The following is a 19,654-nucleotide window of genomic DNA, read 5'->3' on the forward strand; positions in this document are numbered from 1 at the left end:
AGGTGTTGCGCTGGTCACAACTGGCTGCGTTAGACGCAACAGTGCGCCTGGGCGGTGCGGCGCGTCAAGCACACGAGAGGGCTAATTTTCGTTGAAATGATCGGATTTTTGATCTGTTCGGGTGTCGGCGTGATCCACTCCGGCGACCCGGCTTGTTGGCGTGACCGAGCGTGGTTAACCTCGCCGCATCAGGACTTCTGGCGTTCTCGCCTAGTGGGTGATCAGATGCGATCCCGCCCTTCCCGCAGCATCGCGCCGAAAGCCGAACGGCTCCCGGACCCGCCGGCCCGGCTCTGGCGCTCGGCGGATCCGAAGCGCACCTACGACGTGGTGATCGTCGGCGCGGGCGGGCACGGGCTGGCGACCGCGTACTACTTGGCCGCAGAGCACGGAATCCGGGACATCGCGGTGCTGGAACGGGGGTGGCTCGCGGGCGGGAACATGGCCCGCAACACCACGATCATCCGCTCCAACTACCTGCTCGACGAGAGCGCCGCGCTCTACGGTCACGCGTTGGACCTGTGGGAGCGGTGGCCCGGCGAATTGGACTACGACTTCCTGCTCAGCCAGCGCGGCGTGCTCAACCTGGTGCACACCGAGCAGGAGGTGCGCGACGCGCGACGCCGCGCCTTCGCCAACGGGCTCAACGGGATCGACGCGGAATTCGTCGGCCCGGACGAGATCGCCGAACTGTGCCCGATCCTCGACGTGTCCCCGGACCGGCGTTATCCGGTGCTGGGCGCGACTTGGCAGGCGCGGGCGGGGATCGCGAAGCACGACCACGTGGCGTGGGCACTGGCGACCCGAGCGAGCGAGTTCGGCGTGGACTTGATCGAACAGTGCGAGGTCACCGGATTCGTCACCGATGGTGACCGGGTGGTCGGGGTGCGGACCTCGCGCGGGGACATCGCCGCGGGCCGGGTCGGGCTGGCCGCGGCGGGGCGCACCAGCGAGCTCACCGAGACGCTCGGGTTGCGGATTCCGTTGCAGAGCCACCCGTTGCAGGCGCTGGTGTCCGAGTTGCTGGAGCAGGTGCATCCGTGCGTGGTGATGTCGAACCACGTGCACGTCTACTGCAGCCAGGCGCACAAGGGGGAGCTCGTGCTGGGCGCGGGCATCGACTCCTACAACGGCTACGGGCAGCGCGGCTCGGTGCAGGTGATCGAGCGGCAGATGGCGGCGGCGCTGGAACTGTTCCCGATCTTCGCGCGGGCGCACGTGATCCGGACGTGGGCGGGCGTCGTGGACGTCACCCCGGACGCCTCGCCGATCATCGGGCCGACGCCGTTCGAAGGGCTGTTCGTCAATTGCGGTTGGGGCACCGGGGGATTCAAGGCCACGCCCGCGGTGGGACGGGTGTTCGCGCACACCGTGGCGACCGGATCACCGCACCCGCTCAACGAGCCGTACGGCCTGGAGCGGTTCCGCACCGGCGCCCTCATCGACGAACACGGCGCCGCCGCCGTCGCCCACTGAGGAGGTCGGAATGGTCCGCGTAGGGGGCGCTCAAGGCACCGGACGAAGTATCTTTCTGCGCTTCCGGGCTCGAAGGAGGGACGTGATGTTGCAGATTCCTTGCCCTTGGTGCGGGAATCGGGACGAGGTCGAGTTCCGCTACGGCGGGCAGGCCCAGGTCGCGTACCCGGAGGATCCGGTCGCGCTCAGCGACGCCGAGTGGGCGGAGTACCTGTTCGTGCGGGCGAATCCGCGCGGCAGGCACGCCGAGCGCTGGGTGCATTCCGACGGCTGCCGCCGCTGGTTCGACGTCGTCCGGGACACCGCCACGAACGAGTTCGCCTCATGACCCGGCTGCCCTCCGGCGGGCGCATCGATCGCAGCCGGACCATCGAGTGCACGGTGGACGGGGTGCCGCTGCGCGGGCATCCCGGCGACACGCTGGCCTCCGCGCTGCTGGCCGCCGGGCGTCTTGAGGTGGCGCCCTCGACGTACCTGGGGCGGCCGCGAGGCATCGTCACGGCCGACTCGGGTGAGCCGAACGCGCTGGTCCAAGTGCTCGACGCCCCGGAACCGATGGTCCCCGCGACGGAGGTGGAACTGCGGGACGGCCTCGCCGCGCTGAGCCTTTCCGGTGTCGGCCGGGCCGATCCCGGCGGTGAGCAGCGCTGCGAGAAGCGGTATCGGCACGCGGACGTCGTGGTGATCGGCGCCGGACCGGCGGGCTTGGCGGCCGCGTTGGCGGCTGGGCGGGGCGGTGCTCGGGTGTTCCTGGTGGAACGTCACCGTGAGCTCGGCGGCGCGTTGCTGGACGGCGACGAGCGGATCGACGGGGCGCCGGGTGTGGAGTGGGTGGCGCGCGCGGCCAGCGAGCTCGCCGCGCTGCCGGAGACCCGCGTGCTGACCCGGGCGACGGTCGCCGGACACTACGATCACGGATACCTGCTGGTCGCCGAGCACTCCGCGCCGGAGCAGCGGCCCGCGTGGCAGCGGCTGTGGCACCTGCGCGCGCAGCGGGTGGTGTTGGCGACGGGTGCGCGTGAGCGGCCCATCGCGTTCCCCGGCAACGACCGGCCCGGCGTCATGCTCGCCGGAGCGGTCCGCCGCTACCTGCGCCGGTTCGGGGTGCGGGCCGGTGAGCGCGTCGTCGTGTGCACGACCGGGGACAGCGCTTATGCGACGGCGTTCGACCTGGTGGCGGCCGGTGCGTCCGTTCCACTGCTGGTCGATGCCCGGTCTGAGCCGCCCCCGGCGCTGCAGGCTCGGGCGCGGGACGTGGGAATCCGGGTCCGAACCGGTGCGTCGGTCGTCGGTACTTCCGGGGCGCACCGGGTTTCCGAGGTTCGGGTCGCCGACATCAACGACCCCGGCCGGGCGGAGGTGGTGGAGTGCGATCTGGTGGCGGTCGGCGGCGGGTGGAATCCGGCGGTGGAACTGGCTCGAGGCCCGCTCACCTGGGACCCCGAGGTGTCGGCGTTCGTGCCGGAGCAGGACGCGGCGGTGGGTGCGGCGCGCGGAGCGTTCGGCCTGGCGGACTGCCTGGCTCAGGGGTTCGCGGCCGGGGCCGCCGCGTCCACCGCGACCGGGTTCGGGGCCTCGGCTCCGCAAGCCCCGGTCGTCGAGGGCGATCCCGCGCAGTCCCGGGATCATCCATTGTGGAGTGTTGTGGGCGATGAGGTGGAGAGTTTCGTCGACCTGCAGCGGGATGTGACCGTCGCCGACGTTCGCCGTGCCGTTGACGCCGGACTGCGCTCACCGGAACACGTCAAGCGGTACACGACACTCGGTACCGGCAGTGATCAAGGTGCCACGTCGAACGTGCTCGGGCTGGGCGTGCTCGCCGCCCTGCTCGGCCTGGACTCGCCGGGTGCGTCGGGCGCCACGACGGCACGGCCTCCGGCGCGGCCGCTGCGCTTCGAGCTGCTGGCCGGGCGGGACCGCGGCGCGCTGCACGACCCGGTGCGCACCACTCCGATGCACGACTGGCACGTGCGGGCGGGCGCCGTGTTCGAGAACGTCGGGCAGTGGAAACGCCCGCGCCACTACCCGAAACCGGGTGAGGACATGGCGGCGGCGGTGCTGCGGGAGTGCGCCGCCGCGCGCACCGGGGTCGCGATGATGGACGCGACCACCCTCGGCAAGATCGACGTGGTCGGTCCGGATGCGGGGGAGTTCCTGAATCGCGTCTACACCAACGGTTTCGCGAAGCTGGCCGTCGGCAAGGCGCGCTACGGCATGATGTGCACCGCCGACGGCATGGTCTTCGACGACGGCGTCACCATGCGCCTGGCGCCCGACCACTACCTGATGAGCACCACCACCGGCAACGCGGCGGCGGTCTTGGACTGGCTGGAGGAGTGGTTGCAGACCGAGTGGCCGGAGCTGTCGGTGCACTGCACTTCGGTGACCGAACAGTGGGCCACGATCGCCGTGGCCGGGCCGGATTCCCGCGCGGTGCTGGCGCGGGTCGCGCCGGAACTGGACGTCTCGGCGGCGGGGTTCGGCTTCATGGAGTTCCGGAACACGTTGCTGCGCAACGGGATTCCCGCCCGAATCAGCCGGATCTCGTTCTCCGGAGAGCTCGCCTTCGAGATCAACGTGGCGTCCTGGTACGGCCAGGCGGCTTGGGACGCGGTGTTCGCCGATGGCGCTGACTTCGGCATCACGCCGTACGGCACCGAGACGATGCACGTGCTGCGCGCCGAGAAGGGATTTGTGATCGTCGGCCAGGACACCGACGGCACGGTGACTCCGCTGGACCTGGGCATGGACTGGGTGATCTCCAAGCGGAAGGACTTCATCGGCAAGCGCTCCTTCGCCCGTCCCGACACGGCCCGCGCCGGTCGCAAGCAGCTGGTCGGGCTGCTGCCGGTGGATCGGGACGTGTTGTTGCCGGAAGGCGCTCAGCTCGTTGAACCCGCCGCGTCCCGGACGCCGCCGGTGCCGATGCAGGGGCACGTGACCTCCAGCTATCGCAGCGCGGCGCTGGGCCGGACGTTCGCGTTGGCGCTGATCCGCGACGGCAGGCGCCGCGTCGGCGAGGTGCTGCACGCGCCGCTCGGGGACCGGGAACTCGCCGTCGAGGTCACCGATCCCGTCTTCTACGACCCGGAAGGAGCCCGCCGTGACGGTCACCAGCCCGGCTGAACCGGGAACCACCGGCCCGGCCACCGCGGATCTGCGCCGCAGTCCGCTGGCCGCTCGCCACGCCGAACTCGCCGAGCACAGCGCCCGCAGCGGCGTGCTGCTCGCGGAGGAGTCGTTCTTGGCGCAGGTGAACCTGCGCGCCACACCGGACGCGCTCGACCGGGTCGGCCGAACGACCGGAATTCCGTTGCCGCGCAACGTGAACGAGGTGCACGGCACTCCGGAACGCGCCGTGCTGGGGCTGGCCCCCGACGAGTGGCTGATCATCGCCCCCGACGGCACGGCGGACGGCATCGTCGCCGAACTCGCCGCAGCCGGAGCCGGTTCGGCAGTGGACGTGTCGGCCAACCGCACGACGCTGCGCCTCGCCGGCCCCCGAGCCAGGGACGTGCTGGAACAGATCTGCTCGCTGGACCTGCACCCACGGGCGTTCACCACCGGAAGCTGCGCCCAAACCCTCGTCGGCCGAACCCAGGCCATCCTCTGGCAACTCACCGAGGAACCCGCCTACCGCCTCCTGGTACGCGGCTCCTTCGCCACCTACCTCGCAGACCTCCTGATCGACGCCCTACCGCGCTGACCCACCACCGACCAGAGCCCGCAGCCCACAACCGAACCCGCCAACGGCCGTGCCGTTGGCGGCGAAGCCCGCGAAGGGCGGCGAAGCCCGCCTGCCTCGCGGCCGAAGGCCGTGCTTTGCGGCGAAGCCGTGCCTGGATGTGCGAAGCACATAGCCCACGTCAAGAAGGTGACCACCGGCGGGTTCTCAGTGAGCCTCTCGCGAGGACAGCTTTTTCCCTCGTGGCGGAGCCACTCGGGAAAAAGATCCCGCAGCGAGAGGCTCACTGAGGTTCCGCTACCCGATCACCCAAGCAAAACAAGCCCATCTGTTGCGCAATCAGCAACAGGTGTAGGTTTCGGGGGCTGATACCCGCAACGGATACGGTTGAACCGTGGTCAACGCAGGACGATCTTCCAACGGTGAACGGTCCGGCGCACTCGTGCAGTCGGTGGACCGGGCGGTGACCGTGCTGGAATTGCTCGCACGGCACGGCGAAGCGGGGATCACCGAGATCGCCGGCGAGCTCGGTGTGCACAAGTCCACCGCTTCCCGCCTGGTCAGCGTGCTGGTGTCGCGCGGTCTGGTCGAGCAGCTCGGGGAGCGCGGCAAGTACGTGATCGGGTTCGGCGTGGTCCGGCTCGCCGGAGCCGCCACCGACCGGATGGACCTGTCCAGGCTGGGTCGCCCGTTCTGCGAGTCGCTCGCCGAAGATCTCGGCGAGACGGTGAACATCGCGGTCCGCGACGACGACGTGGCCATCAACATCAGCCAGGCTCGCGGCACCGCGTCGGTGACCGCGCACAACTGGGTCGGTCAGCGCACCCCGTTGCACGCGACCTCCAGTGGCAAGGTGCTGTTGGCGCACGCGCCGGTCGACGATCAGGACGTGCTGCTGGGCGGGGATCTCGTGCAGTACACCCCGCGCACCGTCATCGAACCGGACGAGCTGCGCGGCGGGTTCGAGCTCATCGTGCGGGACGGGTACGCGACCAGTTACGAGGAGCTCGAACTGGGTTTGAACGCGGCTGCGGTCGCGGTGCGCCGCCACGACGGGGAGGTGGTGGCCGCGCTGAGCGCTTCCGGCCCGTCGTACCGCTTCTCCCGCAAGCGGATGCGCGAGGTCGTCGGTGCGATGAAGGTCGCGGCGAAGGAACTCTCCGGCCAGCTCGGCTTCCTGGAGGAGTGACCCGTTCCAGGTGAATGCCTCCGTCGCCCGTTCAGGCCGGTCGAACGGCGCTTTCACCTCAATGGCAACAGCCTCCGTTGACCGGTGGGAGCGGGGAAGGCGACGTTCACCTCGCCGAGGTCACTCGCGTTGGAGCATGACGTCTTCGAGGTCGAGTTCGTGCAGTACCCGGCGGAGGACTTCGTCGTCGATGCGGCCTTCGTCGCGGAAGCGGACGAACACGTCGCGTTCCGCGGCGAGCATTTCCGCGCGCAACCGCCGGTAGGCGGCGCTGGGGCTTTCGCCCACTTCCGCGTCGGAGCGGCCGAGTCGTTCCCACGCCCTGTTGCTGCGGCGTTCCGCTGCCCGGCGCAGGTGGTCGGTGACCTCTTCCGGTGGTGTTTCGTTCTCCGAGAGTTCTTCCAGCCTTCGTCGTGCGGCGAGCGCCGCGTTGTGCGCGGCCTCCGCTTCGGCGAGCGCGTCGGTGTAGTTCTCCTGGCCGCGGACCCCGAGTGCCCTGATCATCCACGGCAGCGTGGCGCCGTGCAGCAGCAGCGTCCCCAGCGTCACGAAGAACGCGAGGAACAGCACCTGCGGCCGCTGCGGGAACAGCGCGCCGGTCGAGGTGAAATGCGGGATCGCCGCCGCCGCGGCCAGTGACACCACGCCGCGCATCCCGGCCCAGGACACGACGGCGCCGTAGCGCCACGGCGTGGGCTCGCCGCGCCGGAACAGCAGCTCCGGCAGCTGCATCGTGGTGAACACCCACAGCGCCCGCACCAGCACCACCGTCGCCGTCAGCGCGAGCCCGACCAGGACCAGCGGCCCCAGCTGCCCGGCCACCCCTTCGGTGACGCCGCGCAGCTGGAGCCCGATCAGCGCGAACACCAGCGCCTCCAGCAGGGTGTCCGCCGACAGCCACACCGCCCGGTCCTGCAGCCGCACCGAGGCGCTGCCGGTCGGTGCGCGCTGCCCCAGGTAGAGGCCCGCGACGACCACGGCGAGCACTCCGGACGCGTTGATCTCCTCCGCCAGCAGGTAGGCCGCGAACGGCACGAGCAGGCCGGCCGCGCTCTCCAGCAGCCCGTCCGTCAACGCCCGCCGCAGCCGGTGCACCACCCAGCCCACCGCGAAACCCACGGCGAGCCCGCCGACGGCGGCGAGCAGGAACGAGCCCACGCCCGCCGCCGGCGAGTACCCGGTGCCGACCACGGTCGCCACGGCCACCCGGTAGGCGGTGAGCGCCGTGGCGTCGTTGACGAGGCTTTCGCCGCTGAGCACCGTCATCACCTTGCGCGGCAACCCGAGCCTGCGGCCGATGGACGCCGCCGCCACCGCATCCGGCGGCGCCACCACCGCGCCGAGCACCAGTGCCGCGCCCAGCGGCATCGCGGGCACCAGCCACCACGCCACCAGCCCGGTGACGAGCGTGGTGACCAGGACCGCGCCCAGCGCCAGCGAGCCGATCGGCCGGGCGTTGGCGCGGAATCCGAGCGTGGAGCTGGTCAGCGCCGCCGAGTACAGCAGCGGCGGCAGCACCAGGACGAGGATCAGTTCCGGGTTGATCGAGTAGTCCGGGACGCCGGGCACGAACGACAGCACGAGCCCTGCGAGGACCAGCACCAGCGGTTCGGACAGTCCCCACCGGCGGGCGAACGCCGTGATCGCCAATGCGACCGCCAGCAGCACCATCAGCTGCGGAAACTGGTGCATGCCAGCTCGTCTCCGTCCGTCCTGGCGGGTGCCTTCCGACGGGAAGTGTAGGGACGTGCGGCTGGTACTGCGCCTTACCGGAGGCCGTCGAGGTTCCGCTGCCCGGACACTTCAGACGAACGACCTCCGAGGTGCTCGGCAAAGTGCTTCTCGACAGAGCGGTAGAGCCGTACTTGGTTCTCGTGGTTCGCGAAGCCGTGGCCTTCGTCCTCGGCGACCAGGTATTCGACGGGAATTCCCCGGCCCCGCAGCGACTCGACGATGTTGTCGGATTCCTCCTGGACCACGCGGGCGTCGTTGGCGCCTTGGGCGATCAGCAGCGGCGTGCGGATCCGGTCGACCATCGTGATGGGGGAGCGGGCCAGCATGTCGGCCTCCTGCGCGGGGTCCGCGGGGTCGCCGACGTAGCGGTACCAGCTGTTGGTCATGTGCGGCCGGACGAACGGCGGCAGGGTGCGCATGAAGTTCGCCAGGTTCGAAATGCCCACGTAGTCCACCGCGGCGGCGAAGCGCAGCGGAGTGACGGTGACACCGACCAGCGCCGCGTAGCCGCCGTAGGAGCCGCCGTAGATGCCGACGCGGTCGGGGTCGGCGTAGCCCTGCTCCACCGCCCAGTCGACGGCGTCGATCAGGTCGTCGTGCATCTTCCCGGCGAGTTCGCCGATCGCGCCGGTGATGTGCCGCTTCCCGTATCCGGTGGAGCCGCGGAAGTTGACCTGCAGCACCGCGTAGCCGCGGTTGGCCAGGAACTGCACGGCCTCGTCGTAACTCCACGTGTCGTGCGCCCACGGGCCGCCGTGCACGATCAGCACCAGCGGCAGCCGTTCCGGTTCGACGCCGACCGGCAGCGTCAGGAACGCGTGCAGCGGCAGCCCGTCGCGGGCCGGGAAGCGGACGGAGGTCATGGGGGCGAGTTCCGCCGGGTCCAGCTGCGGGTACGGCCGGAACAGCAGTCGGCTCTCCCCGGTTTTGTGGTCGTAGAACCAGGTCGTCCCGGGCTCGCGGTCGTGGATGAAGCTGACGACCCAGAGCCGTTCCGACTCGTCGGAGGACACCGAGTGCAGCACGCCGTCGGAGAGTTCGGACAGCGCGGCGTGCACCTCGGCGAAGTGCGGATCGACCGGCTTGATGATCGGCCGGTCGCCGACGAAGCGGGCCGCGATGACCTCCCCGGTCCGCCTGCTGGTGAGCACGGGCTGCGGCAGGACGCTCGCCAGCGATCCCAGGGTGCACAGGCTGTGCCCGTCCAGGGCCGCGACCACGGTCTGTTCACCGTTGGTCCGGTCGATGCGGACGAGCCGCAGGTCGTCGGAGTCCTGGTAGGCGCCGACCAGCAGCCCCTGCCCGTCGGGAGTCACCCGCTGCACCGGCACGCCCAGCGGGTGCTCCGGGCCGCCTTGGCGGCGCAGGAGGCGCTTGTGCCCGGTGTCGGGATCGACGGCGTGGAACTCGTAGTTCCCGTCGTCGGCGAGCACCGAGTAGAAGGCCGCCCGGCCGTCGCGGTCGACGAGGTGAGCGCCCGCCGGATCGTCCTCCTCCACGTGAACCGTGGTCTCGCCGGTGGCGACGTCGATGCGGAACAGGTCGAAGTACAGCGGCCGCCGGTTCATCGTGACGAGCACGCTGCCGGGAATCGACTTCAGCGGCTGGACGCCGACCACTCGTGATCCCGGCGGCAGCGGGGTCAGGTCGAGCGCCGGTTCGCCGGGCGCGTCGAGGTCGACCCGGTAGAGGTGCCAGTCCTCGTTGCCGTCGGTGTCCTGCTCGTAGAGCAGCCAGCGCGGGTCGTCGGTCCAGTGGTAGGTGTGGATGCCGCGCCGGGTGTCGTGCGTGACGCACACCGCGTCCTGGTGCTCCTCGTCGAGCCCCCGGATCCAGACGTTGGTCCGCCCGTTCTCCGGCGCGAGGTAGGCGATCCGCGTGCCGTCCGGGGAGATCGACGCCCCGGAGAACTCCGGATCCGCGAAGAACTCCTCGACGTCGATCGATTTGGGACGGCCAAGGCGGGTCGGGTTCGCGGTCATGCGTGCTCCAATCGGTCGGCCCGCCGGGCTTCGCGTGCGGTGTTCCCGGTGGGGCGGTGGTCGCGTCAACCCCGACGAAACACCTGGCCGTTGCGGCATGCTCAAGGCCTTGGCGGAGTGTTCCGCGTCATATCCGGCCGCCGAATTCCGCGAAGCCCCGGGGAGCGAGTTCGCCGCCGGAAGGTTCGGGGCGGGACAATTCCCGCATCGGTTCCGGCATGAACGCGGGGGTGGCCCGATGGCGGCGTGCGAGCACTTGGGGGAAGCGGCGGTCCGGGATCCGGAGCCGGGTTCCCGGACCGAATGCGAGGACTGCGCGAAGCTGGGCCTGAACGTGTGGGCGCATCTGCGGTTGTGCACCGAATGCGGGCACGTCGGCTGCTGCGACTCCAGCCCGCGGCGGCACGCGACGGCGCACTTCCACGACGTGGGCCATCCGGTGGTCCGCTCCTTCGAACCCGGCGAGTCGTGGACCTGGTGCTACGTCGACGAATGCCTCGGTTGAGGTGAGATCGGGGCGTCGTCGTTGAAGCGGCGCCGGATGGCGTCGGCGAAGTCCCGTTGGCCCGCGCCGTCGAACAGGGCGGCCAGGCGGCCGGCCAGCTGGGTGCGGTCGGTGTCGCCGGTTTCCGGGCCGAGCTTGTCGATCAGCCCGTGCACGTGGTCGATGGCGGTGTGCTCGGCGCCCTCGGGCAGACCGTCGGTGACGGACCCCGCTGCCAGCTGCCCGTAGGAGAAGAACTGGCCGGACTCCAGCGTTCCGCTCAACGACAGGGAATCACGCTGGAACGGCAGCCCGTCCCGGAACGGTGCCTGCCGGGACGAGGGCACCAGGTGGCGGAACTGCTCGGCGATCTCGGTGCCGTTGGCCGCCGCCGACAACTGGGCGAGGGTGCCGATGAGTTCGGCGGCGCGTTCCACGTCGTCCTCGTTGCGCGCCAGCCACCACACGACGGCGCTGCCGGTGTCGCGCAGCACCTCGTCGCCCAGGTATTCGCGTTTGCTGCGTTCGTGGTCGCGTTCGCGGTGCCAGAGCTGTTCGTCCTTGCGGACCTCCGCGAGCCGCCGGAGCCGGTCGGCGTCCTGCTCGGGCAGCGTCAGCGTCACCTCCGCGGCCCACGTCTCCACGTGGCCGTGCTGATCGCGCTGCACCGCGCCGAGCGCGCCCGCCAGCTTGTGCGCCACCACGTCGGCCCCGCCGGGATGCTCGGCCGAAGTGATCTCGCGGGCACGGGTGAGCAGGGTGTCGACGGCCAGCCCGGCCGGGTTCTCGTGCGCCACCCCGACCGCGTCGGCCGGGCGCCGCCACCACACCGTCGCGCCGAACACGAACCGGTAGTCGGGTTCGGAGCTGGGCAGCGCGACGTCGCGCACCAGCCGCTGTTCGGGTGGTGCCGGTTCGGGTTCGGCGGGCGCGGCGGGACGCTGCTGCTGCACCACCAGCGCCTCCCGCAGCTCCTGCTGCCGGTGCAGCTGGACCAGCCGCCGCGCGTAGCCGCCGACGCAGGCGAGCAGTCCGGCGGCGATCAGCAGCCAGGACCACAGCGGCCAGCGCAGCGCCAACACGAGCACGGCGGGCACCAGCACGGCACCGGCGGCGAGCGCGGCCAGCAGGATTTTGTTGTCGCGGCTCATTTCCGGCCACTCCGCATCGATCGCTATCACGGCGCCGACCACTGTATGGCGGGTGATCATCGCGGCGGTACCCGGCGTCCGGGCGACTCGCGCGGCCCGGTGTAACCGGTTCGGACCGTGGGTAGCCGCAGAGCGTGACCACGGGTTCCGGGGGTGGGTGATGAGACGAGGGCGAACGGTTCAATCGCATCCGGTGCACACGGTTCACCGGATCGGCGCGGTGCTGCTGGGGTTGGGGTTGTGGGTGTTCGCGATCCTCGGGTTGGCCCGCGGGCTGGAGTTCTTCTCCACCAGGGGGCAATCGGTGCTGGGGCTGTCCAGCAACGGCCTGCTGTCGGTGATCTCTCTGGTGGCGGGCGCGGTGCTGATCGGCTGTGCGGCGTGGGGAGGTAAGCAGGCGTCGACGGTCACCACGTTGGCCGGTGCGGTGTTCCTGCTGTCCGGGCTGGTGCACTTGGCGATCCTGAACACGCCGCTGAACTTGCTGGCGTTCCGGCTGCCGAACGTGTTCTTCAGCCTCGTAGCCGGCCTGATCTTGCTGTTCACCGGCTTGTACGGGCGGTTGTCGGGCGGGTTGCCGCCGGACAACCCGTATCGGCGGGAGCACCCCATGCGCACCCGCCGCCCCGGACCCGAACAGCAGCTCGAGGACGAGGAGCGCCCGGTGGACGCCGAGGAGCAGCGGTACCGGGAAGCGGAGATGGCGATGGGCGAAGGCCACCCCACTCCGGAGCAGACCCAGATCGTCATGCGCGATCAGGCGAGACGCCGCGCGGTGGAGCGAGCCCGCACCCGCCGTCGCACCGAGGGCCACGCGTGATCCTGCCGTGGTTGTGGCGCTGGCCGCCCGGCCTGGTGCTGGCCGTGCTGCGCGAGGTCACCAGCGACGTGCCGGTGCACCGGGTGGAGCGCGTCGAGTCGGTCCGCCCACCGCCGCCGCCGAGTCCGGCGCCGGACCTGCAACTGCCGGAGGACGGGGTCGGCCCGTTGTTCCACCGCCGCTACTCGGTGGACATCGACCTGCACCTGGGCTGCGCGGAGGAGGTGATGGGCCTGTTCATCGCCGCACCGGATCGGATGGTGCCGGGGGAGGTGGCGAGCTTCGACGCCGAGGGCGACCACGTGGACCTGCGTCCGGGCGACGACCTGGTGGTGCGGATGCCCGGCCCGTGGAACGGCCCGGTGCGGGTGCTGGAGGTGACGCCGACGTCGTTCCGGCTCGTCACCCGGCGGGGGCATCTGGAGGCCGGGCAGATCGAGTTCCGCGCCGCCGACCACGGGATGCGGCTGCTGTTCGAGATCGAGTCCTGGGCGCGCAGCAGCGGTTGGGCGGCTGACCTGCTCTACGACCGGCTGCGGTTGTCGCGGCAGTTCCAGGCGTACCTGTGGGTGCAGTGCTGCGCGCGGATCTGTGCCGTGTCCGGCGGCCGGATGCGCAACGGAGTGGAGATCTACACCGGCCGGGACGTGCTGGCGGGAGAGTGGAGGTGAACGTGGCCGGGTCGCGGTGCGCCGACGATCCGCGTCTGAGCCGGGAGTTGGAGCGGTTGCGGACGTTGCCGGTCAACTTCGACGTGCACGCCGTCGATCCGGAACGGCCCGGTCCGGAGTGGACGGTGGACGACTTCCGGCAACCGCTGCCCGCGGAACCGCCGGGGCCACCGCTGTCCGGAGGTCCGTGGGAACGGGCGTGCGCCTTGGTGCTGGACTACAAGTTCGCCGATCCGACCGTGGTGCGGCGATCCTGCCGCTCTTCGGATTCCCTCGCGGACTCGGAATTGCTGCTGGAGACGAATTTCTACGGTCTCACCTTCACGTTGCCGTGCCGGGTCGGTTCGGTCACCGACACCACCCGCGACGGTGCGCGGGTGTGGGGCTGGAATTACCGCACGCTGCAAGGCCATCTGGAGCAGGGGCAGATGGATTTCCTCGTGTCCAAGGACGTGGCCGGCGGCGAGGTCGAGTTCCGCGTCCACGCTTTCTCCCGCGCCGCGCCGATACCGAATCCGGTGGTGCGGCTGGGTTTCCAGCTGTTCGGCAGGAGCACGCAGCTGCGGTTCATTCGGAGCGCGTGTCGTCGGATGGTCGATTTGACGGAGCCAGTAGCGCGGCCAGCCGGTCGCAGTCGGCCACGGTGACCGTCACCGCCGGATGCCGCACCAGCCCCAGCCAGTCGATCCCGGGCATCGGTTCGGCGAACCGGACGCACAACCCGCGATCCGCGTTGGTCGCGCAGGTGAGCCCGCCGTCGGTGACCGACAGCCGCGCCGGTCCGGCAGTCGTCAGCAGCCAGTAAGGCCCGGTGACGCTGGTGCCGGTGATGTTCGAGCGCTCGGTGCGCAGGCACCACGGACCGAACCGCACGGTGAACTCGCTGTTGCTGACCCGGACCCACGTGGTGGGCGGGGTGATGCCGAACGGCAGCCCGAGCAGCCGGTGCGCGCGGCTGAACCGGAACGGGAAGATCTCCACGACATCCGAATCCATGCCTCCGGATACCCCGCCGAGTCACCGGTCGCACCTGTTCATCTACAGGTTCACCGCCGATGATGACGACGCCGTGGCGGCGGCGGTCAGCGGGCCGAGGCGCCTCGTTGGCGACCAGGCCCGAGGAGGTGCCGGGCGATCTCGTTCGCCCGGCTCTGAGATCAACGGCAGGCTCGGACCGTCCGCAGGAAACGGGACCACTGCTGGGAGGTGGTGGTGAGGTGTCCGGCGGCTCGGTTCTTGCTGTCGCGCACCGCGGCGCCGCCATCGGGCAGGCGGCCGACTTCGACGCAGTTCGTTTCCTGGCTGCTGTGCGAGGACTTGCGCCAGCCTCGTGGCGCGACGCTCATGCCGGGACCTGTTCGCGGGCGGAGATCTCCGCGATGAGCTTGCGGGAGTCCTCCCGGCTCAGCGCGATTCGCTCCAGTTCGTCGCGGGCGGAGCGGAACGCGTCGACGGCGTCCTCGTCTTGGAGGAACGCCGAGGAACGGTGGTGTTCGAGGTGCACCACCGGGTCCGCTTTGGCGAACTCCAGCAGGACGAAGGGGCCGGCGTGCGCGGGCGTCCACCCCGCGGCGGCGGGGATGATCCGGAGCTCGACGTTGTCCCGTTCGGCGATCTCGTCGAGGAACCGCAGCTGGTCCTGCTGTGCGCCGGGGACGCCGATGGGCTGGTGCAGCACGGATTCCAGGATCAGCGCGGTGTACTTCGCCGGTGCCCGCTTGCGGGTGATGATGTCGCGGCGGCCTTGGCGCATCGCGACCCGCTTGTTCGCCTCCCGTTCGGGGATGCCCGCCGTCATGATCGCCCGCGTGTACTCGGTGGCCTGCAGCAGACCGGGGATGAGCAGCGGCGCGACGTCGGTGATCTTCGTTGCGGTGCGCTCGAATTCCAGCAGGGTCGCGAGCTGGTCCACGCCGCCGGGCGAGCTCATGCTCAGCGTCGGCGCCGGTTCGACGGCGGCCTCGCGCGCGAGCTTGAGCATGCGGGTCTGGGCGGTGCTGCTGACCCCGAGCACCGCGCTCACGGTGGAAACGGACTCGGCGGACGGCACTCGATCGCCGTGTTCCCAGCGCACCAGCACGGAGTGCGACACGTCCAGTATCGAGGCGAGCCCGCGCAACGTGAGCCCTTTCTTGCGGCGCGCATCGCGTAGTTCCGCGCCGAGCACATAGGCTCGCGGCCGTGGTGGGGTTGCGGTCATGTCGCCGAATGATAATCCATTGTCGGCGAGATCGGCGATCATCCGAAGGAGTCATTGCCCGAAGGTCTCGCAACCTGGCAATCTTCTTTCCTTTTGATGCGGGTCGTTGCGCGGCTCGAATTGCGAAGCCGGGGTGGTCGAGTCCGGCTCGATGCGTCGCGAGCAACTACGAAATGATCTTCACATTACTGCGTTGCGATCGGCGAATCGTCGGGTCCGCCGGTGGCGGGACGGCCTGGGGTGATCGCGTTCCGGCGGGGGTGCTCAGGGCGCTCCAGGTCCGGAACTTCATCGCGAGTCCGCATTCGCGGGCCGATGCGAGTCGGCATGGCTGCGCGGGCGTTGCGGTGTGATCCGGAGGGTGCGGGTCGCGGCTTCGCGCTGAATCGGCCCCGCGATAATGCGTTCCAGCGTAGTGCAAGTGTTTCCACTGAATTCCGCACCGATGCGGAATTCAGTGGAAACGTTGCATTGACGTGTTCCGGCTAACCCGTCGAGTGTTCAGCGGCGGGGGAGCGGAATTCGCGGCGGCAGCCGCTCGCCGAGATCGGCGAAGACCTCCTTGTTGAGGTGGTACGCGAGCCGCACCTCGGCGATGATGCGCCGCTGTTCGAGCTCGTCCCACCCGGCGGTGTCCAGCAGCAACCGGTAGGCGTTGCGCACGCCCGCGCTGCTGGGCACGTCGTCGAAGGTGGGGAAGGCGAACCCCTGCCCGTCCGGTGGGTTCAGGCTGCGTCGCATGGCGGCGCGGATCAGCTTGCCGCCGGAGAGGTCGGCCAGGCAGCGCGTGTAGTGGTGCGCGACGAAACCGCCGGGCCAGTTGAAGCACACCTCGTGCAGTCGCTCCCGGTAGCGTTCGGTGGCGGCGCTCGGCTTGATCACTTCGCGCCAGTCGGGGCCGAGGTAGTAGTGCAGGTCGGTCTCCAGATGCGCCTTCCTGCGCAGCCGGTCGCTGACGAACGGGCCTGCGATGACGTCGCTGCGCATCGCCTCCGCCGCCTGTTCGAGCACCTCGTAGACGAAGTAGTGCTGGCCGAGCATCACGGCGTAGGCGTCGGCTTCGAGCTCACCCGCCAGGAGGGTCCGCAGGAACGGCAGGGACTGGACGTGTTCGTGATCGGCGCGGGTGTCGGACCTGAGGCGGGCGGCGAAGTCGCTGCGAACCGGTTGCTGCGCGGGCGAGGACACTCGAACCTCCGACAGTTAGGTTAGCCTTACTTAATTCCAGAGGATCGTGACACGCGGAGGGCACGGCTGCCAAGAGGTGTCCAGCGGCACCGTCGAGACATCCCCCGCAGGCCGGTTTCTTGGTCGTTTCTTCGATGCCGAGGGCTCCGCGGCTGCTCGGGCACCACTGCGGATCAGCCGCCCGAGCCCGCTGATCAGCTGTGGCCGTCGCGCCAATAACCCATGAAGGCGACCGAGGCGCGCGGCACGCTGTGCTCCTGCACCAGGAGCCGCCGGAGCCGCTTGATCACCGCCGCCTCGCCCGCCAGCCATCCGTAGAGGTCTCCGCCCATCGAGCCGGCTTCCGGGACCTCCCACAAGGTGTCCGCGTCGACGTCCACGTCGTCCAGGCTCGCCTGGTCGGCGCGCGGCCCGAGCTCGCCGAGCGCCCCGGTCACCGACGCCTCCAGCAGTGCCCCGTGCGGGAGCGGGCCGTCCGGTCGTTGCCGCACGAGCCAGCGGATCTCCACTCCGCGCGGCGCGCGCCAGTCCTGGACGTCCTCGGCCGTCGGCACCTCGGCGCAGACGACGCCGCGCGAGTCGGCGGGCAGCGATTCCACGATCGCCGCCATGGCGGGCACCGCCGTCTCGTCCCCGGCGAGCACGAGCCGCCGCGCGGTCTGCGGCGGAGACCACTCGCAGCCCCACATCCGGCCGGTGCCGGGACGATCCGGGCCGAGCAGCGCCACCTCGTCGCCCGGTGCGGCCGCGGCGGCCCAGGTGGAGGCGGGGCCGCCGTGTCCGGAGTCGACTCCGTGCAGCACGAAGTCGATGTCCAGTTCGGCGGGCTCTTCGCGGTGCGCGCGCACCGTGTAGGTGCGCAGCGTGGGACGGGTCTCGTCGGGCATGGCCTGCCAGCGGGTGTACCAGCCGTCGCCGCCCGGCATGTCGGCGAGCGTCCGGCCGGGCAGCGGCAGGATCAGCTTGACCCGCTGGTCGGCGCCGCCGATGCCGAACCGGTGCAGCTCGTCGCCGGTGAACGTGATCCGCACGAAGCTGGGGCCGAGCCGTTCGGTGCGCGCCACCCGCACCTGGAACATCACGTACTGGGGACGGAGCGCACCGGTCCGCTCGACCATCGTCACACCTCTTCACCGCATCGAATCCGCCGCTTCGTAGGCTAGCCTAACCTCATCAATGGGGAGGGTGGACGATGGTGAGCACTACACGCTTGGCGGGATTGGCGTTGGCGTTGGCGGCGTTGGCGGCGTTGGCGGGCTGTTCCGCGCCCGCGCCGCAGGACTCGGGGGCAGGCTGGACCTACGTCGACGACCGAGGTGTCGAGGTGCGGCGGGAGGAGATGCCGCACCGGATCATCGCGCAGGTCTCGGCGGCGGGCGCGCTCAACGACTTCGGGGTCCCGATCACCGCCACGTTCGGTCCGCTGGTCCGCGACGACGGCAGCACCGAGCCGGAGGCGGGCAGCGTGGACCCGGCGAAGGTGACCGATGTGACCGGCCCCGGCTACGGCGAGCTGAACATGGAGCGTGCGGCGTCGTTGCGGCCGGATCTGCTGGTCAGCGGCAAGTACGCCGAGTTCGACGGGCTCTGGCACCTCACCGTGGAGCAGGAGGACCGGGTGCGGGAGTTCGTGCCGACCGCCGGTGTCGAGCAGTCCGGCCGCTCGCTGCCGGAGACCATCGCGGCTTACAAGGAACTCGCCCGCTCCCTCGGGTCCGATGTGGACTCGGAACGCATTCGCGCGGACCAGGACCGCTTCGACGCCGCGTCGGAACGGTTGCGCGGCATCGGCGCCCGGATGCGCGCGGAGGGGCGCAACATCCTCGCGATCGGTGGCACGAAACAGGAATTCTTCGTCGTCGTCCCCGCCCGCAACCCGGACCTGGACCACTACGTGCGGGAACTGGGCCTGCCGATCCAGACCCCGGCGAATCCCGACACCGCGGGCGGCGGCTATTTCGAGCGTCTGGCCTGGGAGAACGCCGGTGCCTACACCGGCGACGTCCTGATGTGGGACACCCGGCAGGCCTCGCTGCCGCCGGAGCAGATGAAGCTGAACCCGGTCTTCGCCGCCCAGGATTCCGCGGCGCACGACAGGTTCGTCGAGTGGGACGCCGTCGCCCCGTTCAGCTATGCGAGCTACGCCGAGATCATGACGAAGCTCGCCGACCAGCTGGAGCGGCGGCTGGCCTCGGCATGATGCCGCCGGACGGACGCCGCGACTGGTTCGGCCGGACCAGCGGGCCGCTCGTCCCGTGAGCGAGTGGTGCGGTTTCGCCGGATGAGCGGCAGACCGGGCAGGAGTCGTTGCGGTACAACGTGATCGTGCTGCATGAGTTCGGGTTGCTGAGGTCGAGGAGGCGGTCGGCGATGCCCGGCAAGGACGCGGCGGGGGTGCTGCGGTGAGCGGGCGCGTGCTGTACCTGGTCGCCACGGCGGCACCGCCGGTCCGGCAATTGCCCGAGCTGGCAGGACTGCTGCGCTCCGCCGGTTGGACGGTGTGCCCGGTGCTGTCCGAGGCCGCGGCCGACCGGCTCGATCCGGCGGAGCTGGCACGTGTGACGGGCCAGTCGCCACGGATCGTCCCGCGCAGGCCGGGGGAACTGGAGTCGTTCCCCGCCGCCGACGCGGTTCTGGTGGCACCGTTGACCTTCAACACGCTGAACCTGTGGGCGGTCGGCGTCAACGACACGGCGGCGCTGGGCGTGCTCAACGAACTGCTCTGCGAGGGTGTGCCGATCGTGGCGGCGACCTGCGTCAAATCGGTGCTGCGACGCCATCCGTCCTACCTCGCCCACCGGGCCATGCTGGCGGAGGCCGGCGTGCGGTTCCTCCCGCAGGACGACGTTGTGCTCCGCGCCCCGGACGGCGCCGTGATGTTCGACCTGAACGCGCTGACCGCGGAACTGCCTCGCCGGGTCCTCTCGGAGTGAGCCGAGCGGCCGCCCGTCCGGCGGTGGGGCGAAGGCGGAGTAGCAGCCGGAACCAGGGTGATTCCCAGTCCGTGGGCTCGAATTCCCGGTTCTTGACCACCGCTGATCGGGCGACGTAGCGTCCGAATAAAGTATTCAGCG

The 19,654-nt window shown here is 70.4% G+C and carries 19 protein-coding genes; 11 read left to right on the forward strand and 8 right to left on the reverse strand.

Features of this window, described 5'->3' with window-relative positions; translation table 11 throughout:
- Positions 1-225: 225 nt before the first annotated feature.
- The 5 genes from H2Q94_RS07710 to H2Q94_RS07730 all read left to right on the forward strand — a co-directional run bounded on the left by H2Q94_RS07710 (position 226) and on the right by H2Q94_RS07730 (position 6,350).
- Entirely contained in the window at positions 226-1,476 is a 1,251-nt protein-coding gene (locus tag H2Q94_RS07710) for a sarcosine oxidase subunit beta family protein (protein WP_243793616.1), read from the forward strand.
- 85 nt (positions 1,477-1,561) lie between these two features.
- Positions 1,562-1,804 carry a sarcosine oxidase subunit delta gene (locus H2Q94_RS07715; protein ID WP_243793618.1) on the forward strand — a complete coding sequence of 81 codons (243 nt, stop codon included), beginning with the start codon at positions 1,562-1,564 and terminating at the stop codon, positions 1,802-1,804.
- Positions 1,801-4,602, forward strand: coding sequence for an FAD-dependent oxidoreductase (locus H2Q94_RS07720; RefSeq protein ID WP_243793622.1), 2,802 nt, complete (start codon positions 1,801-1,803; stop codon positions 4,600-4,602). The genes H2Q94_RS07715 and H2Q94_RS07720 overlap by 4 nt, the downstream gene beginning before the upstream one ends.
- The gene (locus tag H2Q94_RS07725; protein WP_243793625.1) at positions 4,580-5,182 is read left to right on the forward strand and encodes a sarcosine oxidase subunit gamma; all 603 of its coding nucleotides are present in this window, start codon (positions 4,580-4,582) and stop codon (positions 5,180-5,182) included. The genes H2Q94_RS07720 and H2Q94_RS07725 overlap by 23 nt, the downstream gene beginning before the upstream one ends.
- A 421-nt stretch (positions 5,183-5,603) precedes the next feature.
- On the forward strand, positions 5,604-6,350 hold the full coding sequence (locus H2Q94_RS07730) for an IclR family transcriptional regulator (protein ID WP_243795600.1): 747 nt from the start codon (positions 5,604-5,606) through the stop codon (positions 6,348-6,350).
- A 120-nt stretch (positions 6,351-6,470) separates the two neighbouring features.
- Here the strand turns inward: H2Q94_RS07730 and H2Q94_RS07735 are convergent, their stop codons facing one another.
- On the reverse strand, positions 6,471-8,042 hold the full coding sequence (locus H2Q94_RS07735; RefSeq protein ID WP_243793628.1) for a Na+/H+ antiporter: 1,572 nt from the start codon (positions 8,040-8,042) through the stop codon (positions 6,471-6,473).
- Between the two features lie 74 nt (positions 8,043-8,116).
- Positions 8,117-10,066 (reverse strand): S9 family peptidase, encoded by a 1,950-nt coding sequence (locus H2Q94_RS07740; protein WP_243793631.1) that lies wholly within the window; start codon positions 10,064-10,066, stop codon positions 8,117-8,119.
- A 238-nt stretch (positions 10,067-10,304) separates the two neighbouring features.
- Between H2Q94_RS07740 and H2Q94_RS07745 the strand changes: the two genes are divergently transcribed.
- Complete coding sequence (locus H2Q94_RS07745) at positions 10,305-10,571, forward strand: UBP-type zinc finger domain-containing protein (RefSeq protein ID WP_243793633.1); 267 nt, start codon at positions 10,305-10,307, stop codon at positions 10,569-10,571.
- Here the strand turns inward: H2Q94_RS07745 and H2Q94_RS07750 are convergent.
- Positions 10,547-11,701 (reverse strand): hypothetical protein, encoded by a 1,155-nt coding sequence (locus tag H2Q94_RS07750; protein WP_243793635.1) that lies wholly within the window; start codon positions 11,699-11,701, stop codon positions 10,547-10,549. The two genes, H2Q94_RS07745 and H2Q94_RS07750, sit on opposite strands and share 25 nt — an antisense overlap.
- Positions 11,702-11,894: 193 nt before the next feature.
- Here H2Q94_RS07750 and H2Q94_RS07755 point away from each other — a divergent pair, with 193 nt between their 5' ends.
- The 3 genes from H2Q94_RS07755 to H2Q94_RS07765 are packed head-to-tail and all read left to right on the forward strand — an operon-like array spanning position 11,895 to position 13,839.
- Positions 11,895-12,521: a DUF4383 domain-containing protein gene (locus tag H2Q94_RS07755; protein WP_243793637.1), complete on the forward strand. Its 627-nt coding sequence runs from the start codon at positions 11,895-11,897 to the stop codon at positions 12,519-12,521.
- Positions 12,518-13,192, forward strand: coding sequence for a DUF1990 family protein (locus tag H2Q94_RS07760; protein ID WP_243793639.1), 675 nt, complete (start codon positions 12,518-12,520; stop codon positions 13,190-13,192). Before H2Q94_RS07755 ends, H2Q94_RS07760 begins: the two co-directional genes overlap by 4 nt.
- A 2-nt stretch (positions 13,193-13,194) precedes the next feature.
- Complete coding sequence (locus tag H2Q94_RS07765) at positions 13,195-13,839, forward strand: DUF1990 family protein (protein ID WP_243793641.1); 645 nt, start codon at positions 13,195-13,197, stop codon at positions 13,837-13,839.
- On the opposite strand, the gene H2Q94_RS07770 is transcribed toward H2Q94_RS07765, so the two are convergent.
- The 5 genes from H2Q94_RS07770 to H2Q94_RS07790 all read right to left on the reverse strand — a co-directional run bounded on the left by H2Q94_RS07770 (position 13,760) and on the right by H2Q94_RS07790 (position 17,698).
- Complete coding sequence (locus tag H2Q94_RS07770; protein ID WP_243793642.1) at positions 13,760-14,188, reverse strand: hypothetical protein; 429 nt, start codon at positions 14,186-14,188, stop codon at positions 13,760-13,762. The genes H2Q94_RS07765 and H2Q94_RS07770 overlap by 80 nt on opposite strands.
- A 161-nt stretch (positions 14,189-14,349) precedes the next feature.
- Complete coding sequence (locus H2Q94_RS07775; RefSeq protein WP_243793643.1) at positions 14,350-14,538, reverse strand: DUF397 domain-containing protein; 189 nt, start codon at positions 14,536-14,538, stop codon at positions 14,350-14,352.
- Positions 14,535-15,392, reverse strand: coding sequence for a helix-turn-helix domain-containing protein (locus H2Q94_RS07780; RefSeq protein WP_243793644.1), 858 nt, complete (start codon positions 15,390-15,392; stop codon positions 14,535-14,537). Before H2Q94_RS07780 ends, H2Q94_RS07775 begins: the two co-directional genes overlap by 4 nt.
- Before the next feature lie 501 nt (positions 15,393-15,893).
- The gene (locus tag H2Q94_RS07785; RefSeq protein WP_243793645.1) at positions 15,894-16,580 is read right to left on the reverse strand and encodes a biliverdin-producing heme oxygenase; all 687 of its coding nucleotides are present in this window, start codon (positions 16,578-16,580) and stop codon (positions 15,894-15,896) included.
- 194 nt (positions 16,581-16,774) lie between these two features.
- Positions 16,775-17,698 (reverse strand): siderophore-interacting protein, encoded by a 924-nt coding sequence (locus H2Q94_RS07790; RefSeq protein ID WP_243793647.1) that lies wholly within the window; start codon positions 17,696-17,698, stop codon positions 16,775-16,777.
- A gap of 74 nt (positions 17,699-17,772) precedes the next feature.
- Between H2Q94_RS07790 and H2Q94_RS07795 the strand changes: the two genes are divergently transcribed.
- Positions 17,773-18,780: an ABC transporter substrate-binding protein gene (locus H2Q94_RS07795; RefSeq protein ID WP_243793649.1), complete on the forward strand. Its 1,008-nt coding sequence runs from the start codon at positions 17,773-17,775 to the stop codon at positions 18,778-18,780.
- Between the two features lie 202 nt (positions 18,781-18,982).
- Positions 18,983-19,513 carry a flavoprotein gene (locus H2Q94_RS07800; RefSeq protein ID WP_243793651.1) on the forward strand — a complete coding sequence of 177 codons (531 nt, stop codon included), beginning with the start codon at positions 18,983-18,985 and terminating at the stop codon, positions 19,511-19,513.
- Positions 19,514-19,654: the final 141 nt, after the last annotated feature.

Source organism: Saccharopolyspora gloriosae, assembly GCF_022828475.1.
GTDB classification, from domain to species: domain Bacteria; phylum Actinomycetota; class Actinomycetes; order Mycobacteriales; family Pseudonocardiaceae; genus Saccharopolyspora_C; species Saccharopolyspora_C gloriosae_A.